The following is a 20,293-nucleotide window of genomic DNA, read 5'->3' as shown; positions in this document are numbered from 1 at the left end:
GCTGCCGCCGTTCGGTCATCGTACGCAGCCGGCGTCCACGTCGATGACCTCCTTGGCCAGTGTCTCCAGGACGTCGAGGTCCCGCGCGGTGCGGCCCGCCTCGCGCCGGTCGCCCGGGTAGGTGGGGTCGAGGACGACGGCCCGCGCGCCCAGGTCCTGGAGGAGTCCGAGGTCGTCGGCGATCTGGGCCTGGGTGCCCTCGCCGAGAAGCCGTCCGGGGCCGAGCGGCCGGGGGGTGACCCGGAGTTTGATCCGGGGGCAGACGTCGGGCACGGGTCGCTCGTGCTCCTCGGCGACCTGGCGGAGGGTGGGCAGGCCGACGCCGAGGAGCCAGTCACCGGAGACGGAGGTGGGGTGCCAGGCGTCGCCGAGGCGGACGGCCCGGCGCAGCGCGCCGTAGCTGTGTCCGCCGACCCAGACGGGCGGGCCGGGCCGTTGCACGGGCAGCGGCCCGGTGTGCACCTCGCGGAAGGAGACGTGGGCGCCGTCGAAGGAGGCGACCTCGTTCGCCCAACAGGCCTTGATCGCGGCGAGGTACTCGTCGCTGATCGCGCCGCGCCTGCGGTACGGGACGTCGAGGACCGCGAACTCGCGGGCGGCCCAGCCGGCGGCCGCGCCGAAGACGAGCCGGCCGTTGCTGAACCGGTCGATGTTGGCGGCGACGCGGGCCGTGTGCACGGGGTGCCGGTACGGGAGGATCGTCACCGTCGTTCCGAGGCCCACGGTCCTGGTGACTCCGGCGAGCCAGGCGAGGGTCGCGAAGGGGTCGTAGAACGGTGCGGGGAAGAGGTGCTGGACGTCCGGAGTGAGGGCCACGTGGTCGGAGACCATGGCGTAGTGGTAACCCATCGACTCGACCCGCAGCGCCCAGTCGGCGAGGGCGTCGGGGGTGGCCTCGGACCCGTAGTTGGGCAGATTGACGCCGAATTTCATGGCGTGTTCCTTTCCAGGGCCTCGGCCGCGGTCGCGCCCGCGGCTCCGGTCCCGTTGGCGTGGTCCTTGGTGCCGTCGGCGTGGTCCTTGGTCCCGTCGGCGTGGTCCGGGGTGACGTGGCCGGTCCCGGCGTCGCGGCCGGTCCCGGCGTCGCGGCCGACCTCGGCCTCGCGCCGGGCGAGTGCGCGCACCGCGGTGAGGTGGAAGAGGACTCCCGCGAGCGCGACCCCGGCGGCGGGGAGCGGGAGCCAGCGGGCGTCGAGCCCGTGGGCGAGGGCGAGGCCGCCGAGCGCGGAGCCGACGGCGCCGCCGAGGTAGGTGGCGGAGCTGTTGAGGCCGACGGCGGCGGCTCCTCCCTCGCCGTCCTGCGCGAGCAGTCGATGCTGCTGGGGTACGACGAAGGCCCAGCCGACGGCACCCCAGACGATCAGGGGCAGCAGGACCAGGCCGGGGACGGTTCCGGTCCACGGCAGCAGGGCCAGGGCGGCGCCGAGGGTGCCGAGCAGGGCGACGGCGAGCAGCGCCGGCCTCCCGGTCCGGTCGACGAGGGTCCCGGCGAGAAGGCTGCCGCAGACCCCGCCGATGCCCCAGACCCAGAGGTACGGCACGGCGCTGCCGACGTCGGCGACCCGGTGGAGCACCGGTTCCAGATAGGTATAGAGCCCGAGGCTGGCGACGGTCTGGGTGAAGGTGACGGCGACGACCACGGCGACCCGGGGCCGGGCGAGCGCGCCGAACCGGGCCCGCAAGGAGGGCGCGGCGGCCCCCCGGACGTCCGGAAGGGCGGTGGCGACGCCGAGCAGGGCGACCACGCCGAGGCCGGTGATCAGCCAGAGCGCGGTTCGCCAGCCGGAGTCGGCGGCGACGAGCAGGCCGAGCGGCACGCCGAGGACGGTGCCGGCGCTCATCCCGCCGAGCACGAGGCCGAGGGCGCGCCCGCGCCGCTCGGGCGGCACGAGCGCGACGGCCATGGTGGCCGCCGCCGGGGTGAAGAGGCCCGCTCCGGCACCGGCGAGGGCCCGGGTGCCGAGGAGTCCGGCGTACGAACCGGTCAGTGCCGTCCCGGCGTTGGCGAGGACGAAGACCACGAGCGCCGTCACCAGGACCGTACGGGTCCCCCAGCGGGCGAGGCCGGCCGAGAACAGCGGCGCGGCCAGGGCGTAACAGAGGGTGAAGGCGGTGACGGACTGCCCGGCGAGGGAGACGGAGACGTGCAGGTCGGCACCCATGTCCGGGAGCAGTCCCGCCATCGCGTAGGCGTCGGTCCCCATGGCGAAGGAGCCGAGTGCGAGCAGGGCCACCGCGCGCGTGCCGCCCATCACACCCCCCGGGTTCATCGTCTGTGTACGTCGTACGGAACGGTCCTGGGGACGCTACTGACCGTGCAGGGCGCTCGCAGCACACAACGCCGAAGAGGGTTCGGAGTCCCGCAGCCTCGCGCCCTCGCTCCTCTCGAATCGGCCGGTCACCGGCCTACGGTGGATGGATCGAGGAACCCCAGGAGGGAGTCCACCGTGCTCGACCTGTCCGTCATCAACGCGATGTTCCCGCCCGATCTCCCGGAACCGGCCGACTGGGAGCGGCGGTTCCGGCCGCGCGCCCTGCCGGCGGGTGCCGAGGTGACGCGCTTCGCACCCAGCCCCACCGGACATCTGCACATCGGCGGCCTGTACACGGCGGCCGTGGCACGTGCCCTGGCCCACCAGTCGGGTGGGGTGCATGTGCTGCGCGTCGAGGACACCGACCGCTCACGCCAAGTGGCAGGTGCCGCCGAGGAGTTCGCCCGACTCCTCGGGGCCTTCGGGCTCGCCCCCGACGAGGGCGGGGTCGCCGGGGACGGGGAGTGGGGCCCGTACCTCCAGTCGGAGCGCCGGGACGTCTACCTCAGCCATGTGCGCGAACTGCTGCGGCGGGACCGTGCGTACCCCTGCTTCTGCGACAAGGACCGGCTGGCCCGGAGCGCGGAGGAGCAGCGCGCGGGCCGTTCCCCGCTCGGCTACTACGGCCGGTGGGCGCCCTGCCGCACGCTGGCGCCGGAGTCGGCGGCGCGGCGGCTGGCGGCCGGTGAACCCTACGTCGTGCGGTTCCGCTGCCCGTACGAGTTCCCCGGCCGGGTCCGCTTCACGGACCGGATCCGCGCCTCCGTCACCATGCAGGACAACGGCAACGACATCGTGCTGCTCAAGTCCTCGCAGGAGGAACTTCCCCTGCCGACCTACCACTTCGCGCATGTCGTGGACGACCGTCTGATGCGGGTGTCGCTCGTGGTGCGCGGCGAGGAGTGGCTGTCCTCGACCCCGGTCCATCTCCAGCTGCACACGGCGCTCGGCTTCGAGCCGCCCACGTACGCGCATCTCGCGCCGCTGATGAAGGCCGAGGGCCCCTCGCGCCGCAAGCTCAGCAAGCGCAAGGACCCCGAGGCGTCGGTGGACTACTACCTGGCCGCCGGGTATCCGCCGGCCGCCGTCCAGCACTATCTGCGCGGTCTCGCCAACATCCGGCTCATGGACGTCCCCACGGCCGAGGCGCTCGCCGCCCCCGTCCGGCTCGACGGCATGCGCTCTTCGGGACCGCTGCTCGATCTGCCCAAACTGCACTCCCTGAGCCGGGAGTTCATCGCCTCACTCACCCCCGACGAGCTCTACGGGCAGCTCCTCGCCTGGGCGGAGGAGTACGACCCGGAGCTCGCGTCCGTCCTCGCCTCGCGCAAGGAGCTCGCCCTGGCGGCCGTGGCGGCGGGCCGGCCGGAGGGCGCGCCCGCCCGGAAGGACCTGGACCGCTGGTCCTGCTTCCGCGACCGCTACGGCTTCTTCTTCGCGGAGCTCTTCGGCCCGGCGCCGGCCGCCGACGACGACCGCTACGGCGGCCTGGACTCCGGCCTCGTACGCCGGATCGCCGCCGAGTTCGCCCGCGAGGGGGGCGAGGCCGCCACGCCGGAGGAGTGGTACGGAGAGCTCCGGGAGCTGGCCCGACGGCACGGCTACGCACCGGACACGGCCTCCTGGCGCCGGGACCCGGAGCGCTGGGCGGGACCGCCGAGGGAGGTCGCGAACGTGGTCCGGGTCGCGCTCACGGGCGCCACCCGCAGCCCCGACCTGTTCGCGGTGGCCCGCGCGCTGGGCGCGGAGGAAGTGCTGCGCCGCCTCACCGCGGTGGCGGGGTGAGGCGGCGCGCGGCGACGTCGGTCAGTCCAGCGGCAGGCTCCGCTCCGGGGACCGCACTCCCGGAGCCGTCGGCGCCGGGATCTTGAGGAGGCCCTTGTCGCTGGAGCTCGCGGGCGCGTCCGCGCCCACCGGGGTGGTGGTCATGGGCCGGGCGGCCGCGCAGCGCTGCTTCTCGGCCTCCGACATCGGCCCGGTCCGCTGGAGCAGCCGGTCGGGCACGGCCCGCGAGGGCCCGTCGATGACGGCGTGCAGCCGGTAGTCGTCCTTCTTGCCGACGAACCAGCCCTCGACCCGCTCGCGGCTCGGCTGCATCTCGACCCAACTCACCTCGCCGGGCTGGATCTTCTCCACGATGGTCCGCTGGTCGCTGCTGAACCACTGCCAGGGCCGCTGCCAGCCCTTCTCGTAGGCGAGGGCGAACTGGGTGGCCATGGGCCGCTCCTTGACGCGCTTCTCGTCCTCCTCGCGTACGCCCGAAGTGGGCAGTCTGGCCACCTCGTTGAGCGCCAGGTTCGCGTCGGCGTAGGTCTGGGAGATGCTGTCGTGCCCGCGCTCGGCGTACGAGAGGAGGCGGGTGTGCTCCAGCGGGTTGCGGGTGCAGTTGACGAAGGCCTCGCCGACGACCCGCGCCCGGTCGTAGTAGCGGAAGGACATGCGGGTGTCCGGCCGGAAGGTGCAGGCGTTCTCGCCGTTGCAGGCGGCGGCCGCGTTGTGGAGGGTGCTCTCGCGGTCGTTGCCCTTGTACGCCTCCGAGGTCCCGAGCGCGGTCTTGTTCACCGTCTTGTCGAGGTCCGGGGGCACCTCGACCGCGCGGATGCGGGCGATCATCGGCGAACAGGTCACATGGGTACGGGAGTCGGTGACCCGCGAGGTGAAGGTGAGCAGCGGCTCGTTCTCGCTCGCGGTGAAGACGTAGGCACGACCGGTCCAACGCCCCTTGCCGGGCGTGCCCTTCACCCGGTCGGGGTCGCCGGCGGTGGTGACCTCCTGCACCGGGCCACCGGAACCGGTGACGGCGTACGGCTGGCCGCCGCCGACCTGCTCGCCGGTGCACTCCTTGGAGACGGCGGGGCTGTCCTCGTAGCTCACGGTGACCTTGGCTCCGGCGCGGACGCCGCGCAGCCGCTGCTGGAGGGTGTTGCCGTCCTTCTGGAGGGCGACGCCGTGGGAGGCGTCGGTGCGGCCCGAAGCGGTGGGTGAATAGCGCTGGTTGAGGCCGGTCCAGGAATCGAGGCCGACGGTGGTGGGGCCGTCGCCCCTCATGACCGGGTCGGCGAAGTCGCCGTTGAGGACGGGGACGGACTGCGCGGCCGGGGCCGCGGTGGAGTGGGGGGCGAGGGGGAGCAGAAGCCCGGCGGCGCCGAGGACGGCGAGGGCCGGGAGCGTGGTGCGGTTCACGGTGGTTCTCCTCCCGGGTCAGGAAGCGTCGGCGGGCAGGACGACGACGCGCTTCGGCTCGGCGCCCGGGGGCACAGCCCGCGCGGCGGGGACCTCGGCGACGGGAGCCGGGGCGAGCGCACGACCGGGATCGGGAGCCGGGGTGGGGGCGGTGTTTCCGGTGGGCCGCGTGCCGCCGCAGACGCCGGCGGACGCGGCGTACGTCTGGGCGATGAACGTACTGCTGGTGACCATCGACGGGCTGTCCACGGCGATGCCGATGATCCGTTGCCCTGTGTCGGCGACGAGGCTGCCGACCACGCGCCGCATGGCGGCGCTCGCACCGAAGACGAGCATGTCGTGCGGCTTGACGGTGGTCTTGTAGACGGTCTCCTCGGTGTTCTCGACCGTCCACGACTTGGAGTACGTGGCCTTGAAGGCGGCCTCGAAGGCGAGGCGCGCGCTCAGCGAACCCGAGGCCGTGGCGCCGCCGGCGACCGAGGTCTTGGCGGTGTTCGCCGATGTGGGGCCCTTGTCGAGGTCGGGCGTCTTGTTCTCGCTGGAGACCTCGCCGGTGAGGTTGGTAGTGACCGAGCCGGTGGCACTGACCGTGCCTTCGGCGGTGATCTGCCCGGAGATCTCGCCGCCGATGTTGTCGGTGGTGCCGGTCTTCAGGGTGACGGTCCGCTCGACGGCCATGTCGCTCTGGGTGCAGTTGATCACCGCGTTGCCGAGCGACTTCACGGCGGTGACGTACTCACGGCCCAGTTTGCGGTCGATGGCGAAGGTGCAGGCGTTGCGCTTGGTGCCGCAGTGCTTCAGGACGTCGGCGACCTTGGCCGGGCGTCCGTCGGCGGTGAGGGCGCGGGGTACGGGGGTCTCGCCCGGCCCCTCCTGGGCGGCGGCACCGGCTGGCGGCGCGAGCGCTGCGGCGGCGAGACCGAGGAGGACGGAGAGGGCGGGCAGCAGGGCGGCGCGGCGATGGCACGCGGGCATGACGGGGAATCCCTTCGGGACGGAGGGGAGGAGGAGAGAAAGGAGCAGGGGACGTGCGCGGGGACCGGCTCAGCCGCCGAGGAGGCTGCAGAGCTGGTCGACCGGGAAGGGGGACTGTCCCGGGTCGGTGGACCCCTGCGGCAGCGAGCCGGGGAAGGACTCGCAGGTCGAGGTCACGGCCTGGGCCGCGTTGTTGCCCGGCTCGGGCTCGTTCGAGGAGATGGTCTCGGTCATGTCCTCGAGGCCCTTCTCCTCGGCGGCGCCCTTGCCGCCGGTCAGCTTGCTCATGCAGGAGGACGAGCCGGGCGGGCACTCTTTGAGCTTCTCCCCGGCCGCCTTGATGTCCTTGTCGGCCTGGCCGGCTGCCTCCTGGGTCTTCTTCTGTTGCTCCTCGATCTCCTTGGCCTCCTTGGCGTTTGCCTCCTTGTCCAGGCAGGCCTGGTCCTCGGGCTTGCACTCCTCGGCGTACGCGGTGGGGGCCAGGGGCAGGGCGAGAGCGGCGGCGAGGACGGCGACGGTCAGCGCACGACGCGCCGATGCCTTCAGCGTGGGCATGGGAACTCCCTTGGGACAGGGGTGACTTGGTGGGCTCGGCGGGGGACGCCAGGGGCGGACAGGGGACTGTCCTCAAGATCACCGAGCGCATCCCGACGCTAGCCGCCGGGGCCCCGGCACTCCGGCAGGACACACGGCGCGGCGCACTCCCCGGGGGTCGCTCACCACTTCGGCGGAGCGCACTGGGGGCCGCCGGGACCGGCCGCGGCGGGGGCCTCGCGGGGCGGGCCGCGGGTCTTCCCGTACACCCGTGGGCGTGGAATCCGGCACGGGCGCGAGAGGGCGGGCGGCCATGCGCGGCGGGGGTCCTCACTCCCCCGGCCGCCGCCGTTCGGCGGGCCCGCCCGGGCGCCCTCCGCCGCCGCCTCCGGGGCTCGCTCCGGGGGTGAGTGCGCCCCCGGAGCGGCACCCCGAACGGACGTCCGACAAACGGGTGTTTCAGCGCTTCCGGCTCGCCGCGGTGATCATTCTCGGACAGTCTGCTGATGTGCCCGGCGGCCCGTCCCGGCCGCCGCACCCGGCCGTGGGCGCCCCATGCCCAAGGGCCCGGCACGACGTGTTCGCATGACCCGCGACCGGCCCGTGCACGCCTCCGCGCTCCCCCGCGGACGCCACCGGCCGGACGCCGCGCTCCCGTATGTCCCCGTCGAAGGAGAGCAGAGCCATGTCCCGTTCACGACGCAGTCCCGCGCGCACACCCCTGCGCGACCCCCGGTCCTTCCCGACGCGCGGCCGAGCGTTCGCCGCCGTCCTCACGGCCGCCGCCGCACTCGCCGCCGTACCCGCCCTGGCCCCGGCGGCGACCGCCAACGAGGGCAATCCGACCGTGCTGAGCTGGGGCGCGGGCCGCACCGGCCAGCTCGGCAACGGCACCCTGTCCGACAGCCTCAGCCCGTCCTCGGTCACCAGCCTGTTCCGCGGCGACGTCGACCAGGTCTCGGCCGGCGGCACCTCGTCCGCCGACTCCTTCGCCCTGGCCCGAACCGACAAGACGGTGAAGTCCTGGGGCCACAACTCCTCCGGCCAGCTGGGCAACGGCGGCAACACCAACCAGACCGTGCCCACCACCGTCCCCCGCCTGAACAACATCAAGGACATCGCCGCGGGCGGACAGCACGCCCTCGCCCTCGACACCTCCGGCCAGGTCTACTCCTGGGGCGACAACGCCTACGGCCAGCTCGGCAACAACCGCACCGGCGACAGCCGTACGGTCCCCGACCGTGTCCAGGGCATGCCCAAGGTCAAGCAGATCTCGGCCGGCTGCGACTTCAGCCTCGCCCTCCTGGAGAACGGCAAGGTGTACGCCTGGGGCCGCGGCATCCACGGCCAGCTCGGCACCGGCAACCGCGCCACCAGCTCCGTACCCCGGCAGGTGCAGGGCCTGGAGAACATCGTGGAGGTCGACGCCGGCTGCCACCACGCCCTCGCGCTGACCGCCGACGACACGGTCAAGTCCTGGGGCTACAACCTCTACGGCCAGCTCGGCAACTCCTCCACCAAGTCCTCCACCCTCCCCGTCGACGTCGACTGGATCGAAGGCGTCTCCGACATCGAGGCAGGCGCCCACCACAACTACGTCAAGACCAGCGACAGCCACGTCTGGGGCTGGGGCAACAACCAGTACGGCCAGCTTCTGGAGTCCGACGAGGCGTTCGACTCCAACGTCTCCCGCACCAACCGCACCGCCCCCGTCGAGATCCCGCGCCTGGAGGGCGTCCAGCACCTCGCGGCGGGTGCCCGGCACGGCGTCGCCGTCACGGCGGACGACGTCTTCACGTGGGGCCACAACGGCGAGGGCCAGCTCGGCAACGGCACCACCGTCCCGCGCTACGAGTCGGTGAAGATCCTCAACGAGGGCTCGGCGATCAAGAATGTGGCCGTCTCCCTGGGCGGCAACACGACGTACGCGTACTGAGCGGGGGCGTGCTCCCATGACGTACGCATACGTGCGCGGCTTCGCCGCCGCCACCCTCGCGCTCCTCGCCCTCGCCGTCTCCCCCGCCCACGCCGAGCCCCGGGACCCGTGGGTGCGGGCCTGGGGCGCGAACCCGGGCGGCCAGCTCGGCAACGGCACCACGGCCGACCAGCAGACCCCGGCGGCCGTCCGGGGCCTCGCCCGCGCCTCCGTGCGCGAGCTCTCCGGCGGTGGAAACAACAGCAACAACGCCTTCGCCGTGGCGCTCCTCACCGACGGCACGGTCCAGTCCTGGGGCGGGAACCTCGCGGGCCAGCTCGGCGACGGCACCACCGTGAACCGGCCGTTCCCCGCCGCCGTGGCCGGACTCTCCGGAGTCACCGAGGTCGCCGCCGGCTTCCAGGCCGCCTATGCCGTCCGCGGCGGGCGGGTCCTCGCCTGGGGCGACAACACCTACGGCCAGCTCGGCGACGGCGGCACCACGTCGGCCATGCGACCCGTGCGGGTCCAGAGCCTGAACAAGGTGAAGGACGTCGTCGCCGGCTGCCAACACGCCGTCGCCCTCCGGGAGGACGGCACCGTCTGGACGTGGGGCCGCGCCCACAGCGGCCAGCTCGGCCTCGGCGACACCACCGACCGGAACACCCCGCAACGAGTCCCCGGCCTCACGGACGTCGTCGAGATCGCGACCGGCTGCAACCACGTGCTCGCCCGGCTCGCCGACGGCACCGTGCGGGCCTGGGGCTACAACATCAACGGCCAACTGGGCAACGACAGCCAGCAGGGTGCGCCCTCACCGGTCGAGGTGCACCATCTCGACGGCGTGGCCCGGATCTACGGCTGCGGCTTCCACAGCTTCGCCGTGCTCGGCGACGGCTCGGTCCGTGCCTGGGGCTGGAACGGCCGCGGCCAGCTCGGCGACGGCTCCACCACCTCCCGCACCACCCCGGTCCCCGTACCCGGTCTGGACGAGGTCACCGACATGGCCGGCGGCTGGGGGCACACCGTCGCCGCCCGCTCCGACGGCTCCGCCCTTGCCTGGGGCGATAACTCGGCCGGCCAGCTCGGCGACGCCGCCACCACCGACTCCCCCACCCCGGTCACCGCACTGCCCGCAGGCAGCGGCGCGACCCGCGTCTCGACTCCCCCCACCGGCAAGTCGAGCTACGCCTACTGACCCGAAAGGTCCCCATGCACCACAGCAAGCGCATCACCCTGCTCGCCGTTGTCACAGCGGCCACCGCCCTCGCCGCCCCGTGCCTCTCCGCCCACGCCGCCGCCGGCACCGACCCCTGGGTCCGCGCCTGGGGCGAGAACGCCCAGGGCCAGCTCGGCAACGGCAGCGTCCTCGCCCAGCAGACCCCCGCCGCCGTCACCGGCATCACCCGCGACGACGTCCGCGAGCTCTCCGGCGGCGGTGGCGGCGCCGCCGCGGCCGCCAACCCCTTCGCCGTCGCCCTCCTCAAGGACGGCACGGTCAAGAGCTGGGGCTCCAACGCCACCGGCCAGCTCGGCAACGGCACCCTCGTCGCCCAGCCCTTCCCCGCCACCGTCGCCGGTCTCTCCGGCGTGAGCGAGGTCTCCGCAGGCCTCAACCACGCCCTCGCCGTCAAGGGCGGCCGGGTCCTCGCCTGGGGCAGCAACGCCTCGAAGCAGCTGGGCACCGGCCAGGACACCACAACCCCGTACAGGACCCCGATCCCCGTACAGAGCCTGGACAAGGTGAAGGACGTCGGCGCGGGCTGCGACTTCAGCGTGGCACTCCGGCAGGACGGCACGGTCTGGACCTGGGGCAAGGGCGACAACGGGCGCCTGGGCACCGGCAACAACACGACCCGCGAGACCCCGCAGAAGGTCCCCGACCTGATCGACGTCCAGTCCGTCGCCGTGGGCTGCGACCACGTCCTCGCGCTCACCGCCGACGGCACCGTCAAGGCCTGGGGCAAGGGCGCCGAGGGCCAGCTCGGCAACGACGCCACCACCGACAGCAACAAGCCGGTGGACGTCGCCTACCTCGACGCCGTGGCCAGGATCTTCGCCACCTCCGCGTCCGGCTTCGCCGTGCTCGACGACGGCAGCCTGGCCGGCTGGGGCAAGAACACCGACCGGCAGCTCGGTGACGGCACGAACGCCAACCGCACCACCCCGGTCGTACTGGACACGCTCAAGGGCATCCAGAGCATCGCGGGCGGCGCCGACTTCACCGTGGCCGCGCTGGACGACGGCTCGGTGATCGGCTGGGGCGCCAACGCGGCCGCCCAGCTCGGCGACGGCTCCACGACCGGGACGACCGGGACCTCGACGGTGACGGCGCTGCCGCCGGGCAGTGGCATCACTCACGTCGCCACGACCGTGACGGGCAAATCCGCGTTCGCCTACTGACCCGGCACGGCCGCGCGGACCTCTCGCCGGGCCCGCGCGGCCGGCCCCAGCGCCCGACACGGGCTCACGCCGGCCTCGCTCGGGCTTCGTACCCGCCTCGCACGGACCTCTCGCCGGGTCCGTGCGAGGCCCCACCCCCGGCCCCCTCACGCAACCGATCCTGGCCAGACACGCCGGTGGCCTGGCAGGATCGCGGCATGTTCGCCTCCCTCTCCCGTGCCGCCCGCCGCCGTGTCCTGGCGGGCGCGGCCGCGCTGCTCGCGGTGTGCGGGGTGCTGGTGTGGTGGCTGATGCCCTTCGGATCCCCCGTCCCGAGCGGCTCCGTCACGTTCAGTACGGGAGTCCCCACCGGCGTCTACCAGCGCTACGGGAAGCTGCTCAAGCAGGCCCTCGCGCAGGACCTGCCCGAGGTCTCGATAACGCTCAAGGACAGTGAGGGCTCCCAGCAGAACCTTGCCCGGGTGGCCTCGGGCGAGGCCGACTTCACCGTCGCGACGGCCGACGCGGTGGCCCAGTACCAGCGGGAGCGCAGGCCCGGCTTCGAGCGGCTGCGCGGCTGCGCCCGCCTCTACGACGACTACGTACAGCTCGTCGTGCGCAAGGGCTCCACGCTGCAGAAGGTGCGGGACCTGCGCGGCCTCAAGGTCGGCGTCGGCCAGGACGGCTCCGGCGTACGGCTGATCGCCGACCGGGTCCTCGCGGCGGCGGGCCTCACCCCCGACCGCGACGTCGTGCCGGTCTCGGCGGGCATCGACACGATGCCCGGGCTCCTGGAGCGGGGCGAGCTCGACGCCTTCTTCTGGTCGGGCGGGCTTCCCACCCAGGCGGTGCAGGAGCTGTCCGAGCGCTTCGCGATCCGGCTGCTCCCCCTGGACGCGCCGCTCGTCGACCGGCTCCACGACGTCGGCGAGTCGACCCGCCACTACCGGTCGGCGGTGATCCCGGCCGACTCGTACGCCAAGGCGCAGGACGGCCGGCCCATAGAGACCCTGGCCGTGGCGAACCTCCTGGTCACCACGGTGGAGGCCGACGCCGACCTGGTGGAGGGATTCACGCGGACGGTGATCAGGAGCCGGGACCGGATCGGCAGCCAGGTCCACCCGGCCCAGCTGGTGGACCTGCGGACCGCCGTCTACACCGAACCCCTGACCCTCCACGACGGCGCCCGCCGCTACTACCGCTCGGTGAAGCCCTGACCTTCCCGGTCGCGCTTCGCCGTCGGACGGTTCCGGGGCACGGTGACCGTCACCCGCAGTCCGTGGGGCTCGTTCGGGACGAACGCGATGCCGCCGCCGCCCGCCGTGAGCAGGACGCGGGTGATCGAGAGGCCGAGGCCCGATCCCTTGACGTTCTGGTGCCGGCCCGAGCGCCAGAAGCGGTCGCCGACCCGTCCCAGCTCCTCGTCGGTGAGGCCGGGCCCGTGGTCGGCGACGACGACGGCGACGCTCTCCCCGCCGGGCAGGGCCTTGGCCGTGACGGTGACCTCCTCCCCGGCCGGGGTGAATTTCAGCGCGTTGTCGATCACCGCGTCGAGCGCGCTGGAGAGCGCCACCGGGTCCGCCCAGGCGGTGACCGCCGCGCACTCCCCGGTCAGCGCGACGCCCTTGTCGTCGGCGACCGGCCGCCAGGACGCGACCCGCTCGGCGGTGAGCGCCCCGACGTCGGTGAGCCGCAGCTCGGCCGCCGTGTGCTCGGCGAGCGCCAGGTCGAGGAGGTCGTCGAGGACCTGCGAGAGGCGCCTGCCCTCGGTCCGTACGGAGGCGATCTCCTCGTTGCCCTCGGGGAGCTCCATGGCGAGGAGCTCGATCCGCAGGAGCAGCGCGGCCAGCGGATTGCGCAGCTGGTGGGAGGCGTCGGCGACGAACGCCCGCTGCTGTTCGAGCGCCTCCTCGACGTTGTCGGCCATCTCGTTGAACGAGAGCGCGAGGCGCCGCAGTTCGGGCGGTCCGCCGGTCGCGGCGACGCGTGAGTTCATGCGCCCCGTCGCGATGTCGTGGGTGACGGAGTCGAGGACGCGTACGGGCCGCAGGACCCAGCCGGTGAGCCGGAACGCGGCACCGACGGCGACCAGCATGGCCAGGGACTCGCCCGCGAAGATCAGCAGCCAGCCGCGCAGGATGCGGAGCCGGAGCTGCCCGGTGGGCGAGTCGGTGACGACGACCGCGACGACGTCGCCGTCGCGGACGACCGGTGAGGCGATGATGAGCCGCGCGTGGGCCTGCCAGGGCCACACCTGGGGCGGATCGTGGCTGCGGCGACCGAGCAGCGCCTCGCTGAAGGCGCGGCGCCCCTCCCCGTCGTACGGGACGACCCAGTCCTCGGGGGCGGCGGCCATGGACCGGTTGTCGCGGTAGAAGATGCCGGCCCGGATGCCGTACACGTCGTGGTAGCTGGCGAGTTCGCCGCCGAGGGTGGTGCGCCGCTCGTCGGTTCCGGGGCTCGTCTCGCTGACGAACTGGGCGAGCGCGGCGAAGCGCGCGGCGTCGTCGAGCCGGTCGACGACGACCCGCTGCTGTTCGGAGGCGGCGAGGCTGGCGGCGAGCGGGAAGCCGAGGGCGAGCAGGACGCCGGCCATCAGCACGATGAGCAGCGGAAGCAGGCGGGTGCGCACGAAGGGGCCGTCCGGCGGTTACGCGGCGGGGGCGACCAGGCGGTAGCCGACGCCCCGCACGGTCTCGATCAGGGCGGGCATCCGCAGTTTGGAGCGCAGGGAGGCGACGTGCACCTCCAGGGTGCGGCCGGTCCCCTCCCAACTGGTGCGCCAGACCTCGCTGATGATCTGTTCGCGGCGGAAGACGACTCCGGGGCGCTGGGCGAGGAGGGCGAGCAGGTCGAACTCCTTGCGGGTGAGGGGCACGCTCTCGCCGTCGACGCTGACCCGGCGGGTGGGCAGCTCGATGGTGACGGCGCCGAGCCGCAGCTGGGTTCCGTCGGTGGCCGTGCCGCCGCCCGCCGTCTCCTCGGTTCCCGCGTTGCGCCGGCTGACGGCGTGGATGCGGGCGAGGAGCTCGCCGGGGTCGTAGGGCTTGACGACGTAGTCGTCGGCGCCGAGGTTGAGTCCGTGGATCCGGGAGCGTACGTCGCCGCGCGCGGTCACCATGATCACCGGGGTGGTGGTGAGCTTCCGGATGCGGCCGCAGACCTGGTAGCCGTCCTGGTCGGGCAGGCCGAGGTCGAGCAGGATCACCCCGTAGGAGGGGCGCTCGCCCTGCGCGGTGGGCAGGACGGCCTGGAGCGCCTCCTCGCCGTTGCGGGCGTGGGTCACCGTGAAGCCGTGCTTCGCGAGGATCGCGGAGAGGGCGGCGGCGACATGATCGTCGTCCTCGACGAGCAGCAGTCGCATACGTACCTCCTCCGTGGCGATGTTCCGTGGTGATGTGCCGTGGCGACGTGCCGTGGCGACGTGCCGGTAGCGGCTCTCTGTGTACCAGGTGGTACCAAGGCATGAACACCGATGATCGGGGTCACAGTCAAGTGTCCCCCTGTGACGGCAGCGTTTCCGTTATGCAGCCGGTACGGCCCGGGGTGTCCCGTTCACACACTGTGTCCGGTTGCGGCCGGATCGTTATCCTCAATTTCCGCTCAGATGTGATGACGGTCATCACATCGGGTCTCTAGTGTCCTCCCCAACCGAGGAGGACGGAGCTAGAGCCCGATGAGCGGAGAGTCAGTGTCCAAGGATCTCGAGGACACCCCGCGCGCCACGGACGACCTGGTCGTACTGTCCGGCGTGAACAAGCACTTCGGCGCACTGCATGTCCTCCAGGACATCGATCTGACGATCAGCCGCGGCGAGGTCGTGGTCGTCATCGGACCCTCCGGGTCCGGCAAGTCGACGCTGTGCCGCACGATCAACCGGCTGGAGAGCGTCGACTCCGGCACCATCACCATCGACGGCAAGCCGTTGCCGTCGGAGGGCAGGGAGCTCGCCAGGCTGCGTTCCGACGTTGGCATGGTCTTCCAGTCGTTCAACCTCTTCGCGCACAAGACGGTGCTCGAGAACGTGATGCTGGGCCAGATCAAGGTCCGGAAGACGGAGAAGAAGGCCGCCGAGACCAAGGCCCGCGCCCTGCTCGACCGGGTCGGGGTGGGCACGCAGGCGGACAAGTACCCGGCGCAGCTCTCCGGCGGCCAGCAGCAGCGCGTGGCGATCGCCCGCGCGCTCGCGATGGGCCCGAAGGTCATGCTGTTCGACGAGCCGACCTCCGCGCTCGACCCCGAGATGATCAACGAGGTCCTCGAGGTCATGCAGCAACTGGCACGGGACGGCATGACGATGGTGGTCGTGACCCACGAGATGGGCTTCGCGCGCTCCGCCGCCAACCGGGTCGTCTTCATGGCGGACGGTCGCATCGTCGAGCAGGCGACGCCCGAGGAGTTCTTCAGCAACCCGCGCAGCGACCGGGCGAAGGACTTCCTCTCCAAGATCCTTCACCACTGAGCGAGTTCGGGCCTATTCTTCCCAACTCACTTCTAGACCAAGGGACATTCCTCGATGAAGCTTCGTCGCACCCCTGCCGCCGCCGCGGCCGCCGTCGTCCTCGCCCTGACCGCCACCGCCTGCGGCGGCGGCTCCGACTCGGGCAGCAACGGTGACAAGATCACCGTCGGCATCAAGTTCGACCAGCCCGGCCTGGGCCTGAAGACCCCGGACGGCACGTACGCCGGCTTCGACGTGGACGTCGCCCGCTACGTGGCCAAGGAGCTCGGCTACGCCGCGGACAAGATCAACTTCAAGCAGGCGCCCAGCGCCGAGCGCGAGAACCTGATCAAGAACGGCGACGTGAAGTTCGTCGTCGCCAGCTACTCGATCAACGACAAGCGCAAGAAGGAGGTCGACTTCGCCGGTCCGTACTTCCTGGCCCACCAGGACCTGCTCGTACGCGCCGACGACAGCTCGATCACCAAGGTCGACGACCTCAACTCCAAGAAGCTCTGCTCGGTCACCGGCTCGACCTCCGCGCAGAACGTCAAGGAGAAGCTCGCCCCCAAGGCCGACCTCCAGCAGCTCGGCGGCTACTCCGAGTGCCTGACCGGCCTGGAGAACAAGGCCGTCGACGCCCTGACCACCGACGACTCCATCCTCGCGGGCTACGCCTCGCAGAAGGCCAACCAGGGCAAGTTCAAGCTCGCCGGTCTCCGGATGAGCGACGAGAAGTACGGCATCGGCGTCAAGAAGGGCGACGACGAGCTGCGCGGCAAGATCAACAAGGCGCTGGAGAAGATGGTCTCCGACGGCACCTGGGACAAGCTCGTCAAGCAGCACTTCGGCCCCTCCGGCTACAAGAACGAGCCCGCGCCCAAGGTCGAGAACTGACCTGACCCGCTCCGGCCGTGACGGCCGCCCCCGTGCGGGGCGGCCGTCGCACCGGCACCGGCCGCTGCCCACGCACCGGCCTTCACACCGACCGACCACCAGGGGAGAGCGCGGGCATCGTGTTCGACTTTCTTGATTCCGGGCAGTACGACCTGCTCGGCGCCTTCTGGGTGACGGCGCAGCTCGCCCTCTACTCCGCCATCGGCTCGCTGATCTGGGGCACCGCCCTGGTCTCCATGCGGGTCAGCCCGGTCCCGTTGATGCGCGCCTTCGGCACCGCGTACGTGAACATCGTCCGGAACACTCCGCTGACGGTGGTCCTCGTCGCGTGCCTGCTGGGCCTCAACCAGACCCTGCTCATCACGCTCGGCGGGGAGCGCGCCGAGGGCATCGGCTTCCGGCTCGCCGTCCTCGGACTCGTCGCCTACACCGGCACCTTCGTCTGCGAGGCACTGCGCTCGGGCATCAACACCGTCCCGCCGGGTCAGGCCGAGGCGGCCCGCGCGCTGGGCATGAGCTTCACCCAGGTGCTCACCGTGGTGGTCCTCCCACAGGCCTTCCGCGCGGCGGTGACCCCGCTCGCCAACGTCCTGATCGCCCTCACCAAGAACACCACCGTGGCGGCCGCGATCGGCGCCGCCGACGCGGCGTTCCTGATGAAGGAGATGATGGAGAACGAGGCGGACGCGCTCTTCACGGTCTTCGCCATCTTCGCCTTCGGCTTCATCGTTCTCACCCTCCCCACCGGCCTCATCCTGGGCTGGGCGGCCAAGCGACTGGCGGTGAAGCGATGAGCTCCGTCCTGTACGACACCCCCGGCCCGCGCGCGAAGCGGCGCAACGTCCTCTACACGATCGGCTTCCTGGCCGTCCTCGCCGTGGTCGCCTGGTGGGTGCTCGCCGCCCTGGCCGACAAGAACCAGCTGGACGCGGAGAAGTGGAGTCCGTTCGTCACCGACTCCAAGGTCTGGACGACGTATCTGCTGCCCGGCCTCGTGGAGACCCTCAAGGCCGCCGCGCTCTCCATCCTGATCGCGCTGCCCCTCGGCGCGGTCCTCGGCATCGGCCGGCTCTCCGACCACCGCTGGGTCCGGGTGCCCGTCGGCGCCGTCGTGGAGTTCTTCCGCGCCATCCCGGTGCTGCTCCTGATGATGTTCGCCAACCAGGCCTACCGGGAGCTCACGACCGTGAGCTCCGACTTCCGCCCGCTGTACGCGGTCGTCACCGGCCTCGTGCTCTACAACGCCTCGGTGATCGCCGAGGTCGTCCGCGCCGGCGTGCTCTCGCTGCCCCGGGGCCAGGGCGACGCGGCCGTGGCGCTCGGCCTCCGCAAGGGCCAGACCATGCTGTACGTCCTGCTCCCGCAGGCCGTGACCGTGATGCTCCCGGCACTGGTCAGCCAGCTCGTCGTCATCGTCAAGGACACGGCGCTCGGCGGCGCCCTGCTCGGCTTCGCCGAGCTGCTCAGCCAGAACCGGCAGATCACGGCCAACTACGGCTCCAACACGATCGCCACGCTCGTGGTCATCGCGCTGATCTACATCGCCCTGAACTTCGTCCTGACCACGTTCGCGAGCCGTCTGGAGAAGCGCCTGCGGCAGGGCAAGAAGTCCGCCGCGGTGACCCTCCCGGCCCAGGCGGGAGCGACCGAAGCGAAGTCGGAGGCCGTCAGCGGCGCCTGACCCCGAAGGGGTCCGTGGGACAACAGGGGTGGGCCGGAGCGGCACTGACTTCAGGTCGGCCGCACCGCGCCCACCCCGTCGCTTGACGCAAGCACCCTCAGTGGGTTGCATACGGTCTGTGATCAAGCACCGGGATCGTGCCACACTCAGCTGTGCTGCCCTCATGACCGTCCGGCCTTCAGGAGCCGCGCCGTGGACCCGGTGATCATCGTGGGCGCGGGGCCGGTCGGCCTCGCGCTCTCCCTCGCGCTCGCCGCGCAGGGCGTGCCCAGCGTCGTCCTCGACGAGGGCTCCGGCAAGGACGAACCACGCCCCGCCCGCAGCGTCGTGCTGCGCGCCGACATGGCCGCGATGGTCGAGCGGCTCGGCTGCACCACCCTCCGTGACGAGGGCGTCCGCTGGGTCGGCTGGCGCGGTATGCGCCGCCGCCAGGTGGTCCGCCACCTCACCCTCGACCTGGGACTCGGCGGTACGGAGGAGTGGTCCGAGGACCCCGACGCGCCCTCCGCCCCGGCCGCGCCGCTGCACATCCCCCAGCACGCCCTCGCCCGCGGGCTGCGCGATGCCATCGCCCGTCAGAAGCTGATCCGGCTCGTCACCGAGGCCCGGCTCGACACCATCGAGCAGGACCGCGACGGGGTCGTCGCCCACACCCGCGGCCCGTCGGGCACCTGGTGGCGCGGCAGCCACCTCGTCGGCTGCGACGGCGCCCGCTCGACCGTCCGCAAGCTGCTCGGGATCCGCTTCCCCGGCCGTACGGCGGTGGAGCGGCACGCCGTCGCCGCGCTCCGCACCGAACTCCCCTGGCCAGGCGAGGCCCTGTTGCACCGTCAGCCGCCATGGCGCGGCGCCGCCGACGAGATCGCCGCCCGCCCGCTGCCCGACGGGGTGTGGCGGATCGACTGGCTGCTGCCGCCCCGGGGCGACCTCGTCACCCCGGACGCGCTGGTCGCCCGGATCCGCGAGACCCTGGCCGGCTGGTGTGACGGGGTGACACCCCCGTACGAACTCATCGACACCGGCGTCCACACCCTGCACCACCGGCTCGCCCGGCGCTGGCGGGTCGACCGGGTCCTCCTCGCCGGGGACGCGGCCCATCTGCTCGGCGCGGTCGGCACCCAGGGCCTCGACGAGGGGCTCAGGGACGTCGACAACCTCGCCTGGAAGCTCGCCCACACCTGGCACCACGGTGCCTCCGAGCGGCTGCTCGACAGCTACCAGAGCGAGCGGCGGGCGGCTGTCGCCCACCGGCTGCGCGGGGCGGACCAGTCACTGCCGGTCCTGCGGGGCGGCGGCGGCCTGCGGACGTACCTTCCGGGGGCCACGCGCGGCCACGACGCCCTCCTCACCGACGGCCATGTGGGGCGCGGCCCGCTCGGTGCGCCCCCGGCGTACCCCCACTCCCCCCTCGCACCTCCGTACACCGAGGGCCGGGCACCGGTCGGCACCCCTGAGGGCGCCCCGGTCGAGGACGTCCGCGTGACCGCTCCCGACGGCACGACCGTACGGCTCCGGGACCGGCTCGGTCAGGGCCGCCTCCTGGTCCTCCTGGTCGCCCCCGGCACCGGGGTGTGGGACCGGCGGCACTGGCGCGGCGCCGGGGTGATGCCCCGGCTCGAAGAGGCGGTCGCCGCCCTCCCGGCGAAGGCCGAGGTCCTGGTGACGGAGGCCTACCCGGGCGCCCCCGCCCACGCCGTCCTGCTCGTACGGCCCGACGGTCACCTCGTCGCCGCCTTCTCCGGAGTCCGCCCCGAGGAGCTGTACGCGGCGGCGGACGCGGCCCGCGGCGGCTCGCCGACCGACGGAACGGACGCCGATACGGGCACCGCCGTGGAAACCGGTACGGGCACCGGAAAGAACGCCGGACCGACGGCCGGCATGACCGCCGGAACGACCGCCGGAGTGTCCACGGGGAGTGACCGCACAGCGGACATGCGTTGATTCCCATCGGCGCGCATGGTGTACTCCGGAGC

The 20,293-nt window shown here is 72.6% G+C and carries 17 protein-coding genes; 10 read left to right on the top strand and 7 right to left on the bottom strand.

Annotation, left to right across the window (positions count from 1 at the left end):
• Window positions 1–15: 15 nt before the first annotated feature.
• Both OG462_RS31750 and OG462_RS31745 read right to left on the bottom strand, forming a co-directional pair.
• On the bottom strand, window positions 16–933 hold the full coding sequence (locus OG462_RS31750; RefSeq protein ID WP_406062847.1) for a TIGR03619 family F420-dependent LLM class oxidoreductase: 918 nt from the start codon (window positions 931–933) through the stop codon (window positions 16–18).
• Entirely contained in the window at window positions 930–2,252 is a 1,323-nt protein-coding gene (locus OG462_RS31745; protein ID WP_406062845.1) for an MFS transporter, read from the bottom strand. Before OG462_RS31745 ends, OG462_RS31750 begins: the two co-directional genes overlap by 4 nt.
• Before the next feature lie 195 nt (window positions 2,253–2,447).
• Between OG462_RS31745 and OG462_RS31740 the strand changes: the two genes are divergently transcribed.
• A complete protein-coding gene (locus tag OG462_RS31740) occupies window positions 2,448–4,097 on the top strand; it encodes a glutamate--tRNA ligase (RefSeq protein WP_406062843.1) in 1,650 nt (549 codons plus the stop codon).
• Window positions 4,098–4,118: 21 nt separating this feature from the next.
• Here the strand turns inward: OG462_RS31740 and OG462_RS31735 are convergent, their stop codons facing one another.
• The 3 genes from OG462_RS31735 to OG462_RS31725 all read right to left on the bottom strand — a co-directional run bounded on the left by OG462_RS31735 (window position 4,119) and on the right by OG462_RS31725 (window position 7,025).
• Complete coding sequence (locus OG462_RS31735) at window positions 4,119–5,495, bottom strand: hypothetical protein (RefSeq protein ID WP_406062842.1); 1,377 nt, start codon at window positions 5,493–5,495, stop codon at window positions 4,119–4,121.
• An 18-nt stretch (window positions 5,496–5,513) separates the two neighbouring features.
• Window positions 5,514–6,470, bottom strand: coding sequence for a hypothetical protein (locus OG462_RS31730; RefSeq protein ID WP_406062840.1), 957 nt, complete (start codon window positions 6,468–6,470; stop codon window positions 5,514–5,516).
• A 69-nt stretch (window positions 6,471–6,539) separates the two neighbouring features.
• Entirely contained in the window at window positions 6,540–7,025 is a 486-nt protein-coding gene (locus tag OG462_RS31725) for a hypothetical protein (protein WP_406062839.1), read from the bottom strand.
• A 664-nt stretch (window positions 7,026–7,689) separates the two neighbouring features.
• Here OG462_RS31725 and OG462_RS31720 point away from each other — a divergent pair.
• From OG462_RS31720 to OG462_RS31705, 4 genes are all read left to right on the top strand, one after another.
• A complete protein-coding gene (locus OG462_RS31720; protein WP_406062837.1) occupies window positions 7,690–8,940 on the top strand; it encodes an RCC1-like domain-containing protein in 1,251 nt (416 codons plus the stop codon).
• Window positions 8,941–8,956: 16 nt separating this feature from the next.
• The gene (locus OG462_RS31715) at window positions 8,957–10,117 is read left to right on the top strand and encodes an RCC1 domain-containing protein (RefSeq protein WP_406062835.1); all 1,161 of its coding nucleotides are present in this window, start codon (window positions 8,957–8,959) and stop codon (window positions 10,115–10,117) included.
• Window positions 10,118–10,131: 14 nt separating this feature from the next.
• Window positions 10,132–11,322 carry an RCC1 domain-containing protein gene (locus tag OG462_RS31710; RefSeq protein ID WP_406062834.1) on the top strand — a complete coding sequence of 397 codons (1,191 nt, stop codon included), beginning with the start codon at window positions 10,132–10,134 and terminating at the stop codon, window positions 11,320–11,322.
• 197 nt (window positions 11,323–11,519) lie between these two features.
• A complete protein-coding gene (locus tag OG462_RS31705) occupies window positions 11,520–12,518 on the top strand; it encodes a TAXI family TRAP transporter solute-binding subunit (RefSeq protein ID WP_406062832.1) in 999 nt (332 codons plus the stop codon).
• Here the strand turns inward: OG462_RS31705 and OG462_RS31700 are convergent.
• Window positions 12,497–13,933: an ATP-binding protein gene (locus tag OG462_RS31700; RefSeq protein ID WP_406062830.1), complete on the bottom strand. Its 1,437-nt coding sequence runs from the start codon at window positions 13,931–13,933 to the stop codon at window positions 12,497–12,499. The two genes, OG462_RS31705 and OG462_RS31700, sit on opposite strands and share 22 nt — an antisense overlap.
• A gap of 18 nt (window positions 13,934–13,951) precedes the next feature.
• A complete protein-coding gene (locus OG462_RS31695) occupies window positions 13,952–14,665 on the bottom strand; it encodes a response regulator transcription factor (protein ID WP_406062828.1) in 714 nt (237 codons plus the stop codon).
• A gap of 312 nt (window positions 14,666–14,977) precedes the next feature.
• On the opposite strand from OG462_RS31695, the gene OG462_RS31690 reads away from it, so the two are divergent.
• The 5 genes from OG462_RS31690 to OG462_RS31670 all read left to right on the top strand — a co-directional run bounded on the left by OG462_RS31690 (window position 14,978) and on the right by OG462_RS31670 (window position 20,261).
• The gene (locus OG462_RS31690) at window positions 14,978–15,763 is read left to right on the top strand and encodes an amino acid ABC transporter ATP-binding protein (RefSeq protein WP_406062826.1); all 786 of its coding nucleotides are present in this window, start codon (window positions 14,978–14,980) and stop codon (window positions 15,761–15,763) included.
• Between the two features lie 54 nt (window positions 15,764–15,817).
• Entirely contained in the window at window positions 15,818–16,639 is an 822-nt protein-coding gene (locus OG462_RS31685) for a glutamate ABC transporter substrate-binding protein (protein WP_406062824.1), read from the top strand.
• Between the two features lie 119 nt (window positions 16,640–16,758).
• Window positions 16,759–17,433: an amino acid ABC transporter permease gene (locus OG462_RS31680; RefSeq protein WP_406062822.1), complete on the top strand. Its 675-nt coding sequence runs from the start codon at window positions 16,759–16,761 to the stop codon at window positions 17,431–17,433.
• Window positions 17,430–18,320, top strand: a complete 891-nt coding sequence (locus tag OG462_RS31675; protein ID WP_406062821.1) for an amino acid ABC transporter permease — start codon at window positions 17,430–17,432, stop codon at window positions 18,318–18,320. Before OG462_RS31680 ends, OG462_RS31675 begins: the two co-directional genes overlap by 4 nt.
• Before the next feature lie 192 nt (window positions 18,321–18,512).
• Window positions 18,513–20,261 (top strand): FAD-dependent monooxygenase, encoded by a 1,749-nt coding sequence (locus tag OG462_RS31670; protein WP_406062819.1) that lies wholly within the window; start codon window positions 18,513–18,515, stop codon window positions 20,259–20,261.
• Window positions 20,262–20,293 lie beyond the last annotated feature (32 nt).

Source organism: Streptomyces sp. NBC_01077 (assembly GCF_045162855.1).
GTDB lineage: Bacteria > Actinomycetota > Actinomycetes > Streptomycetales > Streptomycetaceae > Streptomyces.
This window is presented reverse-complemented; position numbering and strand designations above follow the sequence as displayed.